The organism is Duganella rivi (assembly GCF_009857435.1).
In the GTDB taxonomy this organism is placed as follows: Bacteria; Pseudomonadota; Gammaproteobacteria; order Burkholderiales; family Burkholderiaceae_D; genus Rugamonas; species Rugamonas rivi.
In genome coordinates, this window is sequence record NZ_WWCK01000001.1 from 670,354 (window position 1) to 690,044 (window position 19,691).

Here is a 19,691-nt window from a genome sequence, read left to right on the forward strand (position 1 = left end):
AGGCGGACTACACAATTATCAGAAATAGACTTGCTTTTGATAATTATTGTGTTTTATGTCAGCGCGTAGAATAGCGCTGGAATGGAAATGAGTTTGTAACAATCGGGGCATTTGTCGGTTACACACCACAAATGCCCCGTTTTGATCAGCGGCCGGCCTTGGATTGGGCACCGGCAATCTCCGCCTCAAACTTGGCGAACTTGCCGTCCAATGCCTTCAAAAGACGCTGTTTGTCGGCATCGGCCAGGAAAGAATAGCGAATGCTGTCGTAAGACAACTTTTTCACCTCGGCGTAATCGGGCTGATAGCGGGCCGCGTACAGCACGTATTCGCCCGACAGATTGTTACGCGACACGCCGGCGTCGTCGGTCGACAACACGTATGGCACGCCATATTTGCGGAACAATGTGACCGGATGGGCCTGTTCCTTGATGCCGAGAATGAAGTCGTTGCTGCTCAAATTAACCTCGACCGCGATCTTCGCATCACGCATTTTTTTCATGATGGCCAGCGGATTGCTCTCGTGGGCGATGTCCATGCCGTGGCCGATGCGGCTGGCGCCAGCGACGTCGATCGCGTCCTTGATGTGGAAGGTCAGGCCTTCCGGCTCCACCATGCCCAGCGACAGCTCGCCGGCGTGCAGCGCCAGTTGGACTTTCGGATACTTGGTTTTCAGGTAGCGGTACATCTTCATGTGCAGCGCGTAATCGCGCATCGAGACGTTCACGCTTTCCTGGCCGACGATGTTCACGCCGACGATTTTCGGATGGCTGGACGCCAGCTTGAAGCTCGACAGAATCTGCGAATACACCTGCGACGGCGACAGGAAGCGCAGCGCGAACGGCTGGTAACGCAGCGTGAATTGGTCGTCGTCGATGCCGGCGCCGGACTTGTTCACGTTATCGATGTAGCCGGCGATCCAGCCCTGGAAGGCAGGATCTTTATCCAGCTTGGCGGTGAGCGCGGCGAAATCGGCATCGGTCACGCCGCCGCTCAGGGCTTTCTTGTCGAAGTCTACGTCTTGCGCAATCGGCGCGATCTCGAAGATGGTTTCGATGTAGCTCAGGTTTTCCTGAATGGCGCGCTGCTTCAGGCGCTGCAGGCCGTCGGCAGTGTTGGTCGACGAGACCGGGCCAAAGTAGGCGAAGGTGTCGAAGAATTGGCGGTCTGGCGGCGACTGAATCGCGCTATGGTTGTAGAAGTCCTTGTCCGACCAGCGCTGCAGCAGGTTCGCCAGCACGGTGTTGTCGTTCATGACATCCTGGCCGGATACGCAAGCGCCGGCAGGCTTGTTCTTCTCGATGGTGTAGTTAGCCTTGTTGACGCAGAAGCCTTCCTTGTCCACCCACTCCAGATACTGCTCGGCGTAGATCGCGCCCGAGTAGTGGTGATGCAGGTCGCCGCCCTTCGGCATCATGGTGAAGAACATCGTCAGCTCGGCCAGTTTCGGCTCCTTGCCCGGCGCGACCAGCGAGGCGAAGTGGCGCTTGGTGGCTTCCTCGTTGGCGTTGGCGGCTTGCGCTTGCGGCAGTGCGCACAGCACGGCGGCGGCCATGGCGATAGCGTGGATGTTTTTCTTCATGGTTCTTCCTTGGTTAATTCATTTCGCGGACGTGTACCTGGCGGCCGGCCGAATACGTGGCCGCAATCGCGCGGTCGTCGCCCAGCAAGGCCAATGCGAACAGCAGTTCTTCCAGGCTGCCGCCGTGCGCGGTGCGCCGTTGCAGCAGCGGCGTGGCTTGCGGATCGATGACGATGAAATCCGCTTCCGCGCCCTTGGCGAAATTACCGATCACGCCTTCCAGCTGCATGCTGCGCGCAGCGCCCAGCGTGGCGAGGTAGAACATGCGCAAGGCCGGCAAGTAACTGCCCTTCAAGCGCGCTACTTTATAGGCTTCATTCATCGTTTGCAACATGGAGAAGGACGTACCGCCGCCAACGTCGGTCGCCAGCGAGAGTAGCACGCCTGCTTTGTCGGCGCGTTCGAAGTCGAACAAGCCGCTGCCGAGGAATAGATTGGAGGTCGGGCAGATGGCGGCGGCGGACTGGGTTTCTGCCATGCGCTCGCGGTCGCGCTCATTGAGCCAGATGCAGTGGCCATACATGGCGCGCGGGCGCATCATGCCGTAGCTGTCGTAGACGTCGATGTAGCTGCGGGCTTGCGGGAACAGCTCGCGCACCCACGCGCATTCGGCTTCGTTTTCCGAGACGTGGGTCTGGATGAAAGTGTCCGGGTAGGCGCGCGCCAGTTCGCCGGCGAGGTGCAGTTGTTCTTCCGTCGATGTTGGGGCGAAGCGCGGCGTGATGGCGTACAGCGAACGGCCGCGCTTGTGCCAGCGCTTGATCAGCGCTTCGGTATCGCGCGCGCTGGATTCGGCGGTATCGCGCAAAAACTCGGGGCAGTTCCGATCCATCATGACTTTGCCGGCTACCATGCGCAGGCCGCGCTGTTCGCTGGCGGTGAAGAAAGCATCCACCGATTGCGGGTGCACGGTGCAGTAGACCATGGCGGTGGTGGTGCCGCAGCGGAGCAGTTCATCGAGGAAGAAGTCGGCCACGTTGGCGGCGTGAGTGCTATCTTCGAATTGACGCTCCGTTGGGAAGGTGTAGGTGTTCAGCCATGGCAGCAGGCCTTCCGATGGTGAGGCGATCATGTCGGTCTGCGGGTAGTGCAGGTGCGTGTCGATAAAGCCCGGCATTAGCAGCTTGCCGCTGTAGTCATGCACTGGCGTGCCCGGTGGCAGCGTCGCGTGCAGCGTGGCGTAGTCGCCGGCGGCTTGCACTTTGCCGTCTGCGACGATCAGCAGGCCGTCTTCGTGCCAGTCGTGGGACTGGTCGCTGAAGGCGGGATCCGCGAGAAAGTGCAGCAAGCTGCCACGGTAGGCTTGCAGGTTGGTGGTCATGGAGGTCTTTCTTAAATCTGAATGCGAATATTAGCGCGATGCGAACCGGCGTGCAGGTTCGCTGGCGTTGAGCGCGGCGATTTGCTGGGCTTCCCACACCATCAGCAATTGCGCGCACACGGAGGCGGCGATGGCGGCAGGAAGTTTGCTGGTGATGCCGGGTAGGCCGATGGGGCAAACCATGTTGGCGATGCGGTCTTGCGGCAGGCCGCGCGCGGCCATGCGGCGCTCGAATTGTACGCGCTTGGTGTTGGAGCCGATCAGGCCGAACCAGCCCACGTCTGCGCGATTGAGAATCGCTTCGCAGAGGCGCTGATCCAGCGCGTGGCTGTGGGTCATAACCAAGTAACTAGCGCCGGCCGGTGCATCAGCCACCGCCGCTTCCGGCGCATCGGTCGCTTCGACGGTAACGTTGGCCGGCACGCTGGCAGGGAACATATCCTCACGCTCATCGACCCAGATGACGGTGCAAGGCAGCTCACCCAGCATGCGCACGATGGCAGCACCAACATGGCCGGCACCAAACAAAACCAAATGCGCACGCGGCGCAAAGCAAGGATCAGCAAGCCAGCGACGGCCATCAGCATCACGCAAAACATGCGTGCCGCGTGTGCGATCAAGCATTGGTGCGTCCTCTCCTGCGCCTGCAACGATTGCGCCGTTAGCGTCGAGCAGCAACGCGGTCGCCGGGCCATCGATAGCGCTTAACCGCCAGCTGTCTTCACGACCGCGTGCGCGCAGAACGGCCAGTACATCGCTCAGCGGCTCATCGATCTTTTCAAATGCCAAGTGCACGACGCCACCGCAGCACTGCCCTAGTGTCGGGCCAAGCGCGTATCGCTCCAATCGAGCGACCGGGCCGGTGGATAACATTTCGCGTGCAAGCTCAATCGCGCACATTTCCAGATGACCGCCGCCGATCGTATCGTGCTGGCCGTGCGCAGTCACCAGCATCTTGGCGCCGGGCTCGCGCGGGCCGGAGCCCTCCACGATCGCCACGGTCACCAGCACTGCCGGTTCCGACACCTGCGCTGTCAGCCACTCATTCATCTCAGGCCGCCATTTCCACTGCGGACACCGCCCGCAGAATCTCTTCACTGGTCGCCGGCGCATTCAACGGCGGATTCACACGATGCCCGCCCACAGCGGAAATCGCATCGCGAATCGCAAAGAACACCGAGAACGGCAACAACAACGGCGGCTCACCCACCGCCTTGGAACGATGGATAATATCCTCCACATTCCCGTTATCAAACAGCTTCACACGGAAATCCTCAGGACAATCCGAAATCCCCGGAATCTTGTAAGTAGAAGGCGCATGCGTCATCAGCTTGCCCGCCGCATTCCACCACAACTGCTCCGTGGTCAGCCAGCCCATGCCCTGAATGAACGCGCCCTCCACCTGACCAATATCGATGGCCGGATTCAGCGAACGCCCTGCATCGTACAAAGCATCCGCGCGCAGCAGCTTCCACTCGCCGGTCAGCGTATCGACAACCACCTCCGATACCGCCGCACCATACGCGTAGTACGAGAAAGGATGACCGTTCATCGTCTTCGGATTCCAGTGCAAGCCCGGCGTGGCGTAGAAACCGTCAGACCACAATTGAACCCGCGCCAGATACGCCCTCTGCACCAGCTCAGGGAAAGCCACTTTGTGGCCGTTCACATGAACGTGATTATCGAAGAACCGCACCGGCTGTCCATCCTCATCGCCATACAGCTTGACCGCATACGCCGCCAAACGCTCACGAATCTGCCGCGCCGCATCCTGTGCCGCCTTGCCGTTCAAGTCCGCGCCGGTGGATGCCGCAGTGGCCGAAGTATTCGCCACCTTGCTGGTATCAGTCGCCGTGGCGCGAACGTGCGACATATCCACGCCCAGTTCATGCGCTACCACCTGCATCACCTTGGTGTTAATGCCCTGCCCCATCTCCGTGCCGCCATGATTGACCAGCACCGAGCCATCGACATACACGTGCACCAGCGCCCCGGCTTGATTCAAGTGCGTGACGTTGAATGCAATGCCGAACTTCAGCGGCGTGAAAGCCAAGCCTTTCTTCAGCACCGGGCTGCTAGCGTTAAAAGTCTCAATCGCCTTGCGGCGCGCGCGGTACTCGCTGGTCTGCTCCAGCTCCGCCGTCAGCACCCCGATGACGTTATCGACGATCTCCTGCCCATACGGCGTGACATTGCGCTCGGTCTTACCGTAGAAATTGAGACGACGGATATCCAGCGCATCGCGACCCAGATTGCGCGCGATTTCATCGATGATGTACTCAATCGCAATTGCACCTTGCGGGCCGCCGAAACCACGGAACGCCGTATTCGACTGCGTGTTGGTCTTGCCGCAGCCGGCGCGAATATCCACGTCCGACAAATAATAAGTGTTATCGAAGTGGCAGACCGCGCGCGTCGCAACTGGCCCCGACAAATCCGCCGAGAAGCCTGCGCGCAAAGTCATATCCACCTTGGCCGCCAGGATCTTGCCGCTGTCGTCGTAACCAACTTCATACTCGTAGAAGAAGCAGTGACGCTTGCCCGTCACCAGCATATCGTCATCACGATCCGCGCGTAGCTTGACCGGGCGGCGCAGCTTGGCCGCAGCAATGCCCGCCGAGGCAGCCCACAAAGCCGACTGCGACTCCTTGCCGCCGAAGCCACCGCCCATGCGGCGGCACTCCACTTGCACCTTGTGCGAATGCACACCGATGGCATGCGCCACCACGTGCTGCATCTCGCTCGGGTGCTGCGTTGAGCATTGCACCAGCATGCCATTGTCTTCCTTCGGAATCGCGTAGGCGATCTGGCCTTCGAGGTAGAACTGCTCCTGACCGCCGACGAATAGCTGGCCCTTAACCACGCGCGGCGCCATTTCAAACGCCGTCTGGTAATCGCCGCGCTTGAGCTGCATCGGCGGCAGCACGTACGAATTAGCTGCCTTGGCTTCCTGTGGCGTGAAGATGGCCGGCAGTTCGTCATACGTCACAACGGCTTTGCGCGCGGCACGCCGCGCGTTGTCGTGCGTGTCCGCCACCACGATGAAAATCGGCTGGCCGACATACATCACCTCTCCCGCGCTGAGGATAGGATCGTCGTGAATAATCGGCCCGCAATCATTGGTGCCGACGATATCAGTAGCCGTGTACACAGCCACCACGCCCGGCGCATTGCGTACCGGCGCCAAGTCTATCGCCGTAATGCGCGCATGCGCTTTCGACGATAAGCCCAGCGCCGCATGCAGCGTACCTTGCAGCTCGGGGATATCGTCGGTGTAAGTAGCTTGGCCCAGCACGTGCAGCTCGGCCGATTCGTGCGGGCGCGCGACGCCCACGGCTTTCCAAGCCGATTCCGCAATCGCAGATGGAGCAACTGGTTGATTCATGATGGCTCCTTTCAAGCGCGGCAAGCGAAGGCGTTGACGGCATCGGCCGCAAGCGGTGCATCAGCGCGCGTCTCAAACCAGAAACGGCGCAGCAGATTCTGCGCGGTCTGCATGCGATAGGTATTGGACGCGCGCATATCCGACAGCGGCGCGTAATCCTGCTGGAGCAAATCCATCGCTACGCGCAGATTGGCTTCGTTCCAGCCCAGGCCTATCAGCGATGCTTCGGCACGCGGTGCGCGGCGCGGCGTAGCAGCCATGCCGCCAAACGCAATGCGCGCATCCACAACCTTGCCGCCATCGAGCGCAAACGCAAACGCCGCGCACACCGCCGAGATATCCTGATCGAAGCGCTTGGCCAGCTTGTAGGTACGGAACTGCACGTTGGCACGCGGCAGCGGCACGCGCACAGCGACGACAAATTCGTCGGCTTGCATGTCCTTCTTCTGATAATCGAGATAGAAGGCTTCCAGCGCCAGCACGCGTTGGCCGGATGGGCCTTGCAGAACCACCTCGCTACCGAGAGCAATCATCCACGGCATGGAGTCGCCAATCGGCGAACCGTTGGCGACGTTGCCGCCCAGCGTGCCTGCATTCCGAATCGGCAGCGAAGCAAAGCGCTGCCACAACTCGCCCAGCTCCGCCGGATACAGCTTGCACAGCGCTTCATACGCATCATTCAACGATACGCCCGCGCCAATTTCCAGCATGCCGTCTTTCTGCTGCACGCTTTGCAGCGCCGTTACGTGGCCGAGGTAAATAATGTCGCCAAGTTCGCGCATCTGCTTGGTGACCCACAGGCCGATGTCGGTGGAACCAGCCAGCAGCGTCGCTGTCGGATGCGCGGTGCGCAGCGCCACCAGTTCCTCCAGCGTGCGTGGCGCGTGGAACGACTGGCCGCGCGCCGAGTAGGTGGAACCGGCTTCGCGCTGCAAGGCTTGCAGTTGCTGGGCCAACGCGGCGCGGTCGAACGATACTTTCGGCAGCTCGGTCATGCGATGCGCCGCATCGATGATCGGACGATAGCCAGTGCAGCGGCACAGGTTACCGGACAGGCAGTCGTCAATCTCCTTGCGCTGCGCAGGCTTGCCGTCTTTATCCAGGTACATGCCCCACAAAGACATCACAAAGCCCGGCGTACAGAAACCGCATTGCGAGCCGTGACATTCCACCATCGCCTGCTGCACCGGATGCAGCGCGCCATCCGGCTGCTGCATGTCTTCCACCGTGAACAGCGCTTTGCCGTCCAGCGTGGGCGCGAACTGAATGCAGGAATTCACCGCCTTCATTTCCAGCTGGCCTTGCGCATTCAAGCTGCCGACGATGACTGTGCATGCACCGCAATCGCCTTCCGCGCAGCCTTCCTTGGTGCCGGTGCAATGCAAATCCTCACGCAGGTGCTGAAGCACGGTGCGGGTCGGTGCGGCGTCGTGGATTTCTTGTACTGCGCCACGGAAGTAAAAACGAATCGGTTCAGACATCACAATCTCATTCAGCAAAAGGGTGCACAGTGCGCCAGTGTTCAGCGATATCGATACGGCGGGTGATCCAGACGTTGTCGTGGCTTTGCACGTAGTCGAGGAAGCGCGCCAGCGAGGCCGCGCGCGCCGGACGGCCGACGATGCGGCAGTGCAGGCCGATGTTCAGCATCTTCGGCTGGTTCAAGCCGTTCGGATCGCCCTCGGCATACAGCACGTCGAAGGCATCCTTCAGATAATCGAAGAACTGCGTGCCGGAGTTGAAGCCTTGGGCGGCGGCGAAGCGCATATCGTTAGTGTCCAGCGTGTATGGCAGGATCAGTTGCGGCGCGCTTACGGCCTGGCCGTCGGTATTGGTGAAATCCACCGTTTGCCAGAATGGCAGGTCGTCGCCGTAGTGGTCCGAGTCGTAGCGGAAGCCGCCATGCTCCATCACCAGTTTGCGCGTCTGCGGCGAATCGCGGCCGGTGTACCAGCCTTGCGGCGCACTGCCGGTCAGTTCGCGGATGATGTCGACCGCTTCCTTCATGTGGGCGCGCTCGGTGGCTTCGTCCATGTTTTGATAGCTGATCCAGCGCAGGCCGTGGCAAGCGATTTCGTGGCCCAGCTGTTTAAATGCGGCTACCGCCTCCGGGTTGCGCTTCAGCGCCATCGACACGCCAAAGATCGTCAGCGGCAGCTTGCGGTCTTCAAACATGCGCAGCAAACGCCACAAACCAGCGCGCGAACCGTACTCGTACAGCGATTCCATGCTCATATGGCGATTGCTGAACGAGGCCGCGCCGATAATCTCGGACAGGAAAGTCTCCGAGCCGGCATCGCCGTGCAGCACGCTGTTTTCGCCGCCTTCTTCGTAATTCAGGACGAATTGCACAGCGATGCGGGCCTTGTTCGGCCACTGGGCGTGCGGCGGTTTCGGGCCGTAACCGATCATGTCGCGCGGGTAGTTATCGTAGGTGGTCATGGCGCAGCTTAGTCTATGGGGGTTATATCCTTAATCATATATGCCTGCGTGCGTGGCAGTATATGATTTAGACAATAGATACCTGTTACAAGCAAATATAGGACCAATCATGGGCAAACTCAGTACACACGTTCTCGACATCACCCAAGGCAAGCCGGGCGCCGGCGTTAAAGTGGCTTTGTATGCGGTAGGGCCGCAGGGCCGCGAGCTGCTGAAAACTGACGTCACCAACGCCGACGGCCGCTGTTCCACCCCGCTGCTGGAGGGCGATGCACTGAAACAGGGCAAATATGAGCTGGTGTTCAGCGCCGGCGAATATTTCGCCGCGCAGGGCGTGGCGCTGCCGGAACCGCGCTTTATCGATGAGGTGACGCTGGCGTTCGGCGTGGCGCATGCGGATCAGAATTACCACGTGCCGCTGGTGGTGTCGCCGTGGGCCTATTCGACCTATCGCGGGAGCTGACCTGATAAGATGCGGGCACTATGACTGAATCCCTGGCCGCATCCTTTCTTCAACAAGCCGTCGAGCTGCATCAGCAGGGACGGTTCGAGCCGGCACAAGCGCTGTACCGGCAGGTCCTTGAACTCAATCCGCGCCAGTTCGATGCGCTGCATCTGCTGGGCGTGATCGCGCGACAGCAAGGCGACATTACCGCCGCCATCGACCTGATTTCGCGCGCGATTGCCATCGACGGCGCGCAAGCCAATGCGCATTGCAATCTGGGGGTGGCCTTGCTGGATGCGGGCCGCGCTGAAGAGGCGTTGGCCAGCCATGACCGCGCGCTGGCCTTGAATCCATCGTATGCGCTGGCGTGGAGCAATCGCGGCAACGCGCTGCGCAAGCTTGCCCGTCCGGCCGAGGCGCTGGACAGCTACCAGCGCGCCTTGCAGTTCAAGCCCGATTACGCGGAAGCGCACTGCAACCGCGCCATCGTCTTGCAGGACATGGGCCGCTATCTCGACGCGCTGGGCGCAGCCGAAGATGCGCTCAACATCAGGGATCGCTATGCCGATGCGTGGCTCGCACGCGGCAACGCCCTGCACTGCCTGCGCTACCTGCCGGAGGCTGTGGAGAGCTTCGACCGCGCCATCCACTTGCGGCCCGATTGGGCGGAGGCATACAGCGCGCAAGGTTCCTCGCTATTCAAACTCGGTGAATTCGGCGCGGCGCTGGACAGCTACGACCAGGCGCTCAAGCACCGTCCCGATTACGCGCTGGCCCACTACCATCGCGGCAACGCGCTGCGTTCATTGGACCGGCGCGAAGAAGCCATCGCCGCCTACCGCGCCGCGCTGGCGCATGGCGACAATCCAGAAACCATCGCCTTCGCACTGGCCTCGGTGGGCGAAGGCGAAACACCGGCCGCGCTGCCGAACGATTATGTGCGCTCGCTGTTCGACCAATACGCCAACCACTTCGACCAGCACTTGACCGAGGTACTCGGCTACAAAACACCTGCCGTGCTGGACGCCCTGCTGCGCCACGTCGCGCCGTCGTCGGATTTGAAGACAGTCGATCTAGGCTGCGGCACCGGCTTGTGCGGCCCATACCTGCGCGCCTACTCGCAGCACCTGCACGGCGTCGACCTGTCGCAGCAAATGCTGGACAAAGCCACCGAACGCAATCTGTACGACCACCTAGCCTGCGACGACCTCCTTCCGTTTTTGGCATCCCGCGAAGGCGCCTACGATCTGGCGGTAGCCGCCGACGTCTTCGTCTACATCGGAGACCTTGCGCCGGTGTTCAAGGCCGTCCACGCCGCGCTGCGTCCGGGCGGCCGCTTCTGCTTCTCGGTCGAATCTGGCGACGATGCCGACTACGTGCTGCGCCCATCCAACCGCTACGCCCACACGCTGGAATACCTGCAACGACTGGCCGCCGCCACCGGCTTCCAAGTCCTCGCCACCCAAGCCATGGAAGCCCGCCAGGAAAATGGCGCCCCCATCGCCGCCCACGCCATCATCATGAGCCGATAAGCATGGATGCCAATATCAAGCGGTTCATCGGCGATGCGGCGCTGCGGCGCGACGAGATAGGCGAATCGCCTTGCGAGGTGCATAGCTTCCAACGCGGGAAAGAACTTTATTTTTTGAAGACGTCGCCGGCAGTTTATGCGGAGACCACGTACAGCGTGCTGCGCGAGGCCGCAGTGCTGCAATGGCTATCGGGTCGGATTAACGTGCCGGAAGTGATGCTCACCGCGCAGGACGATCAGCGCGAGTACATGATCACGCGCGCAGTTCCCGGTAAGCCGTTGGCGGCGCTGATCGAGACCAAGCAGCCGGTGCTCGATCTATTCACCGAATCGCTGCGGCAGGTGCAATCGGTATCGATTGCTAACTGCCCGTTCGACTCCACCGCTGCGGTGCGCCTGCGCGAGCTGGAATTCCTCGTCAGCCAAGGTCTGATTGACGAAGACTTCGATTTCGACCAGTGGCCCGGCCTGCACACACCACAAGACCTGCTGGCCCGCCTGCACGCCACCATGCCGCAAGAAGACCTGGTGTTCTCGCATGGCGACCTTGGCGACTCCAACATCTTCGTCACCGACCACGACGAACTCCACTTCATCGACCTGGGCCGAGGCGGCAAGGCTGACCGCTGGCTCGACATCGCCTTCGTCCACCGCAACCTGAGCGAAGAAATCTCCGCCGCCAGCGCGCGTAAATTCCTCGCCCAACTCCCTTTCCCCGACGCGCCCCAAAAGCGTGAATTCTTCGAACAACTGGACGAACTCTTTTAGCAACTTTGGCGGCCCCGGCTCAAACAAAGGATAATAGCGGCTATATCATTTTGAGCATTCTGGAATACCCCCATGGAAATTAAGGTCAACTTCCTCGACAAGCTACGCATCGAGGCCAAATTCGACGACTTCACGGTCATTGCCGACCAGCCCATCCGCTACAAGGGCGACGGCTCGGCCCCCGGCCCGTTCGACTACTTCCTGGCCTCGTCCGCCCTGTGCGCGGCGTACTTCGTGAAGTTGTATTGCAATACCCGCAATATTCCAACCGAAAACATCCGCCTGTCGCAGAACAACATTGTTGATCCTGAAAACCGCTACAAGCAGATTTTCAAAATCCAGGTCGAGCTGCCGGAAGATATCTCGGACAAAGACCGTCAAGGCATCCTGCGCTCGATCGACCGCTGCACCGTGAAAAAAGTGGTGCAGGAAGGCCCGGACTTCATCATCGAAGAAGTCGCCAACCTGGACGCCGACGCGCAAGCGCTGCTGACCGTCAGCACCTCCGCCGAGACCAGCACCTACATCCCCGGCAAAGACCTGCCGCTGGAACAAACCATCGCCAACATGACCGCCGTGCTGGCCAACCTCGGCATCAAGATTGAAATCGCCTCGTGGCGCAACATCGTGCCGAACGTGTGGTCGCTGCACATCCGCGACGCGCACTCGCCGATGTGCTTCACCAACGGCAAGGGCTCCACCAAGGAAAGCGCGCTGGCCTCGGCGCTGGGCGAGTACATCGAACGCCTCAACAACAACCACTTCTACGCCGGCGCCTTCTGGGGCCAAGAGATCGCCAACGCGCCGTTCGTGCACTATCCGAACGAGCGCTGGTTCAAGCCGGGCCGCAAGGACGCGCTGCCAAAAGAAATCCTGGACGAATACTCGCTGGCCATCTACAACCCGGATGGCGAACTGCGCGGCTCGCACCTGATCGACACCAACTCCGGCAACGTCGAGCGCGGCATCTGCTCGCTGCCGTACACGCGCCAGTCGGACGGCGAGACCGTCTACTTCCCATCCAACCTGGTGGAGAACCTGTACGCCAGCAACGGCATGAGCGCCGGTAACACGCTGGCTGAAGCGCAAGTCCAATGCCTGTCGGAGATTTTCGAACGCGCGGTCAAGCGCGAAATCCTCGAAGGCGAACTCGCCCTGCCGGACGTGCCGCAAGAAGTGCTGGCGAAATATCCGGGCATCGTGGCCGGCATCAAGGGCTTGGAAGAGCAAGGCTTCCCGGTGCTGGTAAAAGACGCGTCGCTGGGCGGCCAATACCCAGTCATGTGCGTGACCTTGATGAACCCGCGCACCGGCGGCGTGTTTGCCTCGTTCGGCGCGCACCCAAGCCTGGAAGTGGCGCTGGAACGCAGCCTGACCGAACTGATGCAAGGCCGCAGCTTTGAAGGCCTCAACGACTTGCCGCGCCCGACCTTCGCCAGCGAAGCCGTCACCGAGCCGTACAACTTCGTTGAGCACTTCATCGACTCCAGCGGCATCGTCTCGTGGCGCTTCTTCAGCGCCAAGTCGGATTACGAATTCGTCGAGTGGGACTTCACCAGCCAAGGCGACAACGCCAACGCCGAAGAAGCCGCCACCCTGCTCGGCATCCTTGCCGACATGGGCAAAGAAGTCTACACCGCCGTCTACGACCAGCTGGGCGCAACGGCCTGCCGCATCCTGGTGCCCGGCTACTCGGAAGTCTACCCAGTGGAAGACCTGATCTGGGACAACACCAACAAATCGCTGCTGTTCCGCGAAGACGTGCTGAACCTGCACCGCCTCGACGACGACCAGCTCGAAGCCCTGCTGGACCGACTCGAAAACAACGAACTGGACGAATACGGCGACATCGCCACCCTGATCGGCGTCGAATTCGACGAAAACACCGAGTGGGGCCAGCTCACCGTGCTGGAACTGAAGCTGCTGATCAACCTTGCCCTGCAACAGTTCGAAGAAGCCCACGAACTGGTCGGCTCCTTCCTGCAATACAACGACAACACCGTCGAGCGCGGCCTGTTCTACCAAGCCATGAACGTGGCGCTGGAAGTCGAACTGGACGACGAGATGGACATGGACGACTACGAAGTCAACTTCCGCCGCATGTTCGGCAACGAGCGCATGGATGCCGTGCTGGGCTCGCTGGAAGGCACCGTGCGCTTCTACGGCCTGTTCGAGACCAGTATGCAATTGGAGGGGCTTGACAGGCACCAGCGCCTGATCGACAGTTACAACAAATTGCACCAAGCGCGCGCCAAGGCGACTGCGATATCAAGCTAAAGCGCTCACGCAAGCTTGGCCTGAGCTTGCTTGACGCGCTCCGCGATTAGACTTAAAGTCGACGTAACAACGCCCATGCTGGACTGATCATCAAATCAAGAATGTTAATTCTTGCGATCAGTCTGTATGGGCTTTTTAACGTCCGTATCGCATATGCTGACTATATGGAAAACGTATATCGCCCTCCGCGACAGGTTTGGAAGTTAGAATTCGGGCGACGGTAGACAACGTCATCACAAGCACCACGAACAATCCGTTCTGGTATATCAACCCCGAATACTTTAAAAATTTTTCGGATGCTGAACGAACACTCAAGAAGGCGCAGCAGCGCTTCATCCATGGCAAACAAGAGTTCGTTACTCATTATCGCGCGAGGTACTTTACCAGGCAGTCTTATGACTATCGAAGGATGCCGCCGTTCTGGCTGATCTCCGAAATTTTCACGCTCGAGCAGCTACTCAGCGTCTGCCAAAACCTCAATGACAAGCATCCAGCTTTCTTAGTCTCTGCGGGCGACAATAAACTGAACCGCGCCGCTCAACCGTTTGGCTTCAATTCCTACGGATCGTTGGTTAGCAATCTGGGTTGCATTCTTGAGTTGAGAAACCTATGCGCGCATCATAGCCGCCTCTGGAATCGCAATCTCAAGAACCCATCGGGTTTAAAAGGAAAACACTTTATTCATGTTAGCCATCCCAATCGACTGTATTCACATCTGCTGATGCTCCGGGTTTGCTGCAAAGCGCAAGGAATTGCAGATGGCATTGAGCCATTTATGACAACTATGTTTGCCTCAGTGCCAGTATTCGCAAGAGACAAGGCTAGTATGGGTTTTCCACCCAACTGGCAAACCGACAGTATTTGGGCGTAACTTGCATGCAACCCACCATTGCCTTAGAATTCAAAGCTCTTCCTCATTCCTCTATCCCCCTTGGATACCGTACCCTTATGGGTGCAATTTCTTGCACTCTTTATTCTGATCCTGTGTTCGGCCTTCTTCGCGATGGCGGAAACCGCCTTGATGGCGGCCAATCGCTATCGTTTGCGCCACGAGGCCAAGCGTGGCAGCCGCCGCGCGATTACCACGCTGTGGCTGCTGGAGCGTACCGATAAGCTGCTGTCGCTGGTGCTGATCGCCAACACCCTGTTCAACGCCGCCGCCACCGCGCTGGTGACGTCGATCGCCATCCAGTCTTTCGGCCACGACGACAACGTGATCACGCTGTCCACCGGCGGCGTGGCGTTCCTGCTGATTGTGTTCGCGGAGATTTCGCCGAAAGTCATCGGCGCCAGTTTCCCGGAAAAAATCGCGCTGCCGACCAGCATGGTGCTGAAGCCGCTGATGGCGATTTCCAAGCCGGTCATCTGGTTCGTCAACCTGTTCGTGTCGATGCTGCTGAAGCTGTTCGGCATCAAGGCCGGTTCGCACGCGCACGATCCACGCCTATCGCCGGAGGAACTGCGTTCGATCGTGCTGGAAGGCGGCAACTTCATCCCGCAAAAGCACAAGTCCATCCTGCTCAACCTGTTCGATCTCGAAACCATTTCGGTGGAAGACATCATGACCCCGCGCGCGCAAATCGAAGCGCTGGATCTGGAGATGCCGGTCGAAGAGATCATGCGCGAGCTGACCACCTGCTACCACAACAAGCTGCCGGTCTACGAAGGCGAGATCAACCGCATCATCGGCATCCTGCACGTGCGCAAAGCCGTCGCCCTGCTCAACCAGGAGGACGAGTTGACCACCGACCACCTGCGCGCGCTGCTGACCACGCCATACTTCATCCCGCAAGACACGCGCCTATTCACCCAGCTCCAGTACTTCCAGGAGAACAAGGAACGGCTCGGCATCATCGTTGACGAATACGGCGAAGTGCAGGGCCTGGTCACGCTGGACGACATCATCGAAGAGATGATCGGCGAGTTCACTACCTCCACGCCAAGCGCAAGCAAGGCGGAGAGCTTCGACTGGGACGCCAACGGCGAGTGCCTGCTGGACGGCACCACGCCGCTGCGCGACGTCAACAAGCGCCTCGGCCTGAACTTCCCGCTGGACGGCCCGAAGACACTGAACGGCATGCTGCTGGAACTGTTGCAAGAAATTCCAGACGCGCCGATCAGCCTCAAGGTCGACCAGTGCATCGTCGAAGTGGTGCAAGTGCACGACCAAGCCATCAAAGTCGTCAAATTGAGACGCCCCGCCGACCGCTAAGCGCTGTAAAAGCAAGCAAACGCGTGGGCGCGTGCAACAGAGCGGAGTAAAATTGTTGCGCGGGCTTTACAAAAATAATGCCTAAGAGCATTATTTCGTGATCGCCCTCCTCCAACCTGACAGACGCGACTATGGCAGCAGTCCTACCGAACGCAGCGCCAGGCGCCCCAATGCCGGGGCTGGCGAGGGCATTGATGCAGGCCGGCCGCCTGTCCGCCGCGCAAGCCGAGGGCTTGCAAAAGAAGTCAGTGGCGGAGAAGCTGGCCTTCATCGACGTGCTGCTGTCCAGCGGCGCGATCGATTCCAAGTCGCTGGCTTCATTCTGCGCCGAGACCTTTGCCTACCCGCTGATGGACGTAGCGGCCCTCAGCATGGAGGCGCTGCCGCCTAAGGTCATCGACAACAAGCTGATGCAGACCCAGCGCGTCATCGCCTTGGCCAAGCGCGGCAACAAGATGTCGGTAGCGATTTCCGATCCAACCAACACGCAAGCGCTGGATCAGATCAAGTTCCAGACCGAATCCACGGTTGAGCCGGTGATCGTGGCGCACGACGCGCTGCTGCAACTGCTGGCGCGCATCAACAAGAGTAGCGAGCAAACCATCGCCGATCTGGCGGGCGAAGAAGCCGACATCCAGTTCGCCGAGGAAGAAGAAGCGCCCACCACCGTTGCCGATCCCGGTGCTAACGACGTCGAAGACGCGCCGGTGGTACGCTTCCTCAACAAGATGCTGATGGACGCCGTCAACATGGGCGCATCCGACTTGCACTTCGAGCCATTTGAAAAGTTCTACCGCATCCGCTTCCGCGTGGACGGCGTGCTGATCGAGCATGCCCAGCCACCGATTTCGATCAAGGAAAAACTGGTCTCGCGCATCAAGGTGCTGGCCAAGCTGGACATCTCGGAAAAACGCGTGCCGCAAGACGGCCGCATGCGCCTGATCGTGTCGCCCACTAAGACCATCGACCTGCGCATCTCGACTCTGCCGACCCTGTTCGGCGAGAAGACCGTGATGCGTATCCTGGATGCCACGCAGGCGCAGATGGGCATCGACTCGCTCGGCTACGATCCCGATCAGAAAGAGCTGCTGCTGGACGCCATCCAGCGCCCCTATGGCATGGTGCTGGTGACCGGCCCGACCGGCTCCGGCAAGACCGTGTCGCTGTACACCTGCCTCAACATTTTGAACAAGCCCGGCATCAACATCTCGACCGCCGAAGACCCGGCCGAGATCAATCTGCCCGGCGTGAACCAGGTCAACGTCAACGACCGTGCCGGCCTGACCTTCCCGGTGGCGCTGAAATCGTTCCTGCGCCAAGACCCGGACATCATCATGGTCGGCGAGATCCGCGACCTGGAAACCGCCGACATCGCCATCAAGGCGGCGCAAACCGGCCACATGGTGTTCTCCACCTTGCACACCAACGATGCACCGTCGACGCTGACGCGCCTGATGAACATGGGCGTGGCGCCGTTCAACATCGCCTCGTCGGTGATTTTGATTACGGCCCAGAGGCTGGCGCGCCGGCTGTGCAGCTGCAAACAACCGGTCGATATCGCACCCGATCTGCTGGTAAAAGCCGGCTTCAAGCCCGAGGAACTCGACGGCACCTGGAAACCCTACGGCCCGGTCGGCTGCGAGCGCTGCAACGGCGGCGGCTACAAGGGCCGGGTCGGCATCTACCAGATCATGCCGATCACGCCGGCGATCGAGGCGTTGATCCTCGCGCACGGCAACTCCATGGATATCGCTGCCAAGTCCGAAGAAGAAGGCGTGAAGTCGCTGCGCCAATCCGGCTTGGTCAAGGTCAAGGCAGGCTTAACCAGCCTCGAAGAAGTGCTCGGCTGCACCAACGAATAGGATAGCGATCATGGCGACATCGGGCGGCAATCAGGTCAAGGAATCGGTCTTTGCCTGGGAGGGCAAGGATAAAACCGGCAAGACCGTGCGCGGTGAGCTACGGGCCGGCGGCGAGGCCGTGGTCAACGTTACCCTGCGCCGCCAGGGCATCATGGTCACCAAGGTCAAGAAGAAGGCCTACCGCTCGGGCAAGAAAGTCACCGACAAGGACATCACCCTGTTCACCCGCCAGTTGGCCACCATGATGAAGGCCGGCGTGCCGCTGCTGCAATCGTTCGACATTGTCGGCAAGGGCCACGCCAATCCGTCGGTCTCAAAACTGGTGATGGACTTGCGCGCCGATATCGAGACCGGCACCAGCCTCAACCAGGCATTCCGCAAGTTCCCGCTGTACTTCGATCCGTTGTTCTGCAACCTGGTCGGCGCGGGCGAACAAGCCGGTATCCTGGAAGATCTGCTGACAAGGCTGGCCATCTACAAGGAAAAGACGCTGGCCATGAAGGCCAAGATCAAATCTGCGCTGATGTACCCGGTGTCGATCCTGGCGGTGGCGTTTATCGTCACGGCAGTGATCATGATCTGGGTGGTGCCGGCGTTTAAGGAAGTGTTCACCAGCTTCGGCGCCAACCTGCCTGCACCGACCCTGTTCGTGATGGCGCTGTCGGAATTCTTCGTGCAGTGGTGGTGGGCCATCTTCGGCAGCTTGTTTGCCGCCATCTACTTCTTCTTCCGGGCATGGCAACGCTCGCTGCAAATGCAGCGCTTCATGGACAGGCTGCTGCTCAAGCTGCCCGTGTTTGGCGACGTGATCCGCAAGGCCACGGTGGCGCGCTGGACACGCACGCTGTCGACCATGTTCGCGGCCGGCGTGCCTCTGGTGGAATCGCTCGATTCCGTCGGCGGCGCGGCCGGCAACGCCGTCTACCTCGACGCCACGCGCAAGATCCAAACCGAGGTCAGCACCGGCACCAGCCTGACGGCGGCCATGCAAAACGCCGACGTATTCCCCAATATGGTGACGCAGATGGTCTCCATCGGCGAAGAGTCCGGCTCGCTGGACGCCATGCTGGCCAAGGTGGCCGACTTCTACGAGGAAGAAGTCGACGAGGCCGTGGCCTCGCTGTCCAGCCTGATGGAGCCGGCCATCATGGTGATCCTGGGCGTGCTGATCGGCGGCCTGGTGGTTGCCATGTACCTGCCGATCTTCAAGCTGGGCGCCGTGGTTTAAGCGCGTTCCAACACCGCGCGCTGGTTCGACAAGTAAATATTGTCGCGCGGCGCGTGCTTGCCGCTGTCGAGGTTGGCGATCCACTCGTCGGTGCTGACTACCGCTGCAAACGACGATTCCAGCACGATGCATTCCACGCGGTGAATCTCGGCCGCCGTCGCCATGCCCATGCGGTTGCGGTACGGCAGCGAACCGGCCGCGTCGTGCAGGAACTCCACGTGGTAGCCGTCGTGCATGGCCTGGCGTATGGTCGAATCGTTGCAGTTGTGCGTCATATAGCCGACGATGGCCACCGTATCGATATTGTTTTCCTTGAGCCACGCGCCAAAGTCGGTGCCGGCAAAAGTGGACGGTAAATCCTTGGTAATCAGCTTGTCGTAGTGGCGCTCGCCCACCACCGGATGCAGGGCAACGCCGAAACTATCCTTGGCAAAAATCGGCGCATCGGGCGGCAGCACGTGCTGCACCATCACGATCGGAATCTTGCGGGCAGTCGCCGCATCCATGGCGCGGCCGATTTGCACCAGCGACGCTTGCACGTCGGGAAATTCAATCTTGAAATTGCCGCTGACGTATTCGTTCTGCACATCGATCACAACGAGGGCGCGGCGCGGGGCGGAGGTAGACATGGGGCAGTC

Annotated in this window: 15 protein-coding genes; 8 read left to right on the forward strand and 7 right to left on the reverse strand. The window is 60.2% G+C overall.

Translation table 11 applies throughout. The features are described from left to right. Positions 1–145: 145 nt before the first annotated feature. Genes GTP45_RS03070 through puuE form a run of 6 tightly spaced genes read right to left on the reverse strand, consistent with a single transcriptional unit; the run spans position 146 to position 8,730 of the window. On the reverse strand, positions 146–1,582 hold the full coding sequence (locus GTP45_RS03070; protein ID WP_161012391.1) for an amidohydrolase family protein: 1,437 nt from the start codon (positions 1,580–1,582) through the stop codon (positions 146–148). A 13-nt stretch (positions 1,583–1,595) separates the two neighbouring features. Next, positions 1,596–2,903: a guanine deaminase gene (gene guaD / locus GTP45_RS03075; RefSeq protein WP_161012392.1), complete on the reverse strand. Its 1,308-nt coding sequence runs from the start codon at positions 2,901–2,903 to the stop codon at positions 1,596–1,598. 30 nt (positions 2,904–2,933) lie between these two features. Continuing rightward, positions 2,934–3,953 carry a xanthine dehydrogenase accessory protein XdhC gene (xdhC, locus tag GTP45_RS03080; protein ID WP_161012393.1) on the reverse strand — a complete coding sequence of 340 codons (1,020 nt, stop codon included), beginning with the start codon at positions 3,951–3,953 and terminating at the stop codon, positions 2,934–2,936. 1 nt (position 3,954) lies between these two features. Beyond that, complete coding sequence (xdhB, locus tag GTP45_RS03085; protein WP_161012394.1) at positions 3,955–6,288, reverse strand: xanthine dehydrogenase molybdopterin binding subunit; 2,334 nt, start codon at positions 6,286–6,288, stop codon at positions 3,955–3,957. A gap of 11 nt (positions 6,289–6,299) precedes the next feature. Continuing rightward, positions 6,300–7,769 (reverse strand): xanthine dehydrogenase small subunit, encoded by a 1,470-nt coding sequence (xdhA, locus tag GTP45_RS03090; RefSeq protein WP_161012395.1) that lies wholly within the window; start codon positions 7,767–7,769, stop codon positions 6,300–6,302. Positions 7,770–7,776: 7 nt separating this feature from the next. Then, positions 7,777–8,730 (reverse strand): allantoinase PuuE, encoded by a 954-nt coding sequence (gene puuE, locus GTP45_RS03095; protein ID WP_161012396.1) that lies wholly within the window; start codon positions 8,728–8,730, stop codon positions 7,777–7,779. 109 nt (positions 8,731–8,839) lie between these two features. Here puuE and uraH point away from each other — a divergent pair, with 109 nt between their 5' ends. From uraH to GTP45_RS03135, 8 genes are all read left to right on the forward strand, one after another. Beyond that, on the forward strand, positions 8,840–9,193 hold the full coding sequence (uraH, locus tag GTP45_RS03100) for a hydroxyisourate hydrolase (RefSeq protein ID WP_161012397.1): 354 nt from the start codon (positions 8,840–8,842) through the stop codon (positions 9,191–9,193). A gap of 20 nt (positions 9,194–9,213) precedes the next feature. Beyond that, on the forward strand, positions 9,214–10,707 hold the full coding sequence (locus GTP45_RS03105) for a tetratricopeptide repeat protein (protein WP_161012398.1): 1,494 nt from the start codon (positions 9,214–9,216) through the stop codon (positions 10,705–10,707). Between the two features lie 2 nt (positions 10,708–10,709). Next, a complete protein-coding gene (locus tag GTP45_RS03110; RefSeq protein WP_161012399.1) occupies positions 10,710–11,474 on the forward strand; it encodes an APH(3') family aminoglycoside O-phosphotransferase in 765 nt (254 codons plus the stop codon). A gap of 72 nt (positions 11,475–11,546) precedes the next feature. Continuing rightward, a complete protein-coding gene (locus GTP45_RS03115) occupies positions 11,547–13,751 on the forward strand; it encodes an OsmC domain/YcaO domain-containing protein (RefSeq protein ID WP_161012400.1) in 2,205 nt (734 codons plus the stop codon). 196 nt (positions 13,752–13,947) lie between these two features. Then, positions 13,948–14,622, forward strand: coding sequence for an Abi family protein (locus GTP45_RS03120; protein ID WP_161012401.1), 675 nt, complete (start codon positions 13,948–13,950; stop codon positions 14,620–14,622). Between the two features lie 60 nt (positions 14,623–14,682). Next, a complete protein-coding gene (locus GTP45_RS03125; protein WP_161012402.1) occupies positions 14,683–15,963 on the forward strand; it encodes an HlyC/CorC family transporter in 1,281 nt (426 codons plus the stop codon). A 131-nt stretch (positions 15,964–16,094) separates the two neighbouring features. After that, entirely contained in the window at positions 16,095–17,825 is a 1,731-nt protein-coding gene (gene pilB, locus GTP45_RS03130) for a type IV-A pilus assembly ATPase PilB (protein ID WP_161012403.1), read from the forward strand. A gap of 10 nt (positions 17,826–17,835) precedes the next feature. Then, positions 17,836–19,053 carry a type II secretion system F family protein gene (locus GTP45_RS03135; RefSeq protein ID WP_161012404.1) on the forward strand — a complete coding sequence of 406 codons (1,218 nt, stop codon included), beginning with the start codon at positions 17,836–17,838 and terminating at the stop codon, positions 19,051–19,053. On the opposite strand, the gene GTP45_RS03140 is transcribed toward GTP45_RS03135, so the two are convergent. Further along, positions 19,050–19,682, reverse strand: a complete 633-nt coding sequence (locus tag GTP45_RS03140) for a cysteine hydrolase family protein (protein WP_161012405.1) — start codon at positions 19,680–19,682, stop codon at positions 19,050–19,052. The genes GTP45_RS03135 and GTP45_RS03140 overlap by 4 nt on opposite strands. Positions 19,683–19,691 lie beyond the last annotated feature (9 nt).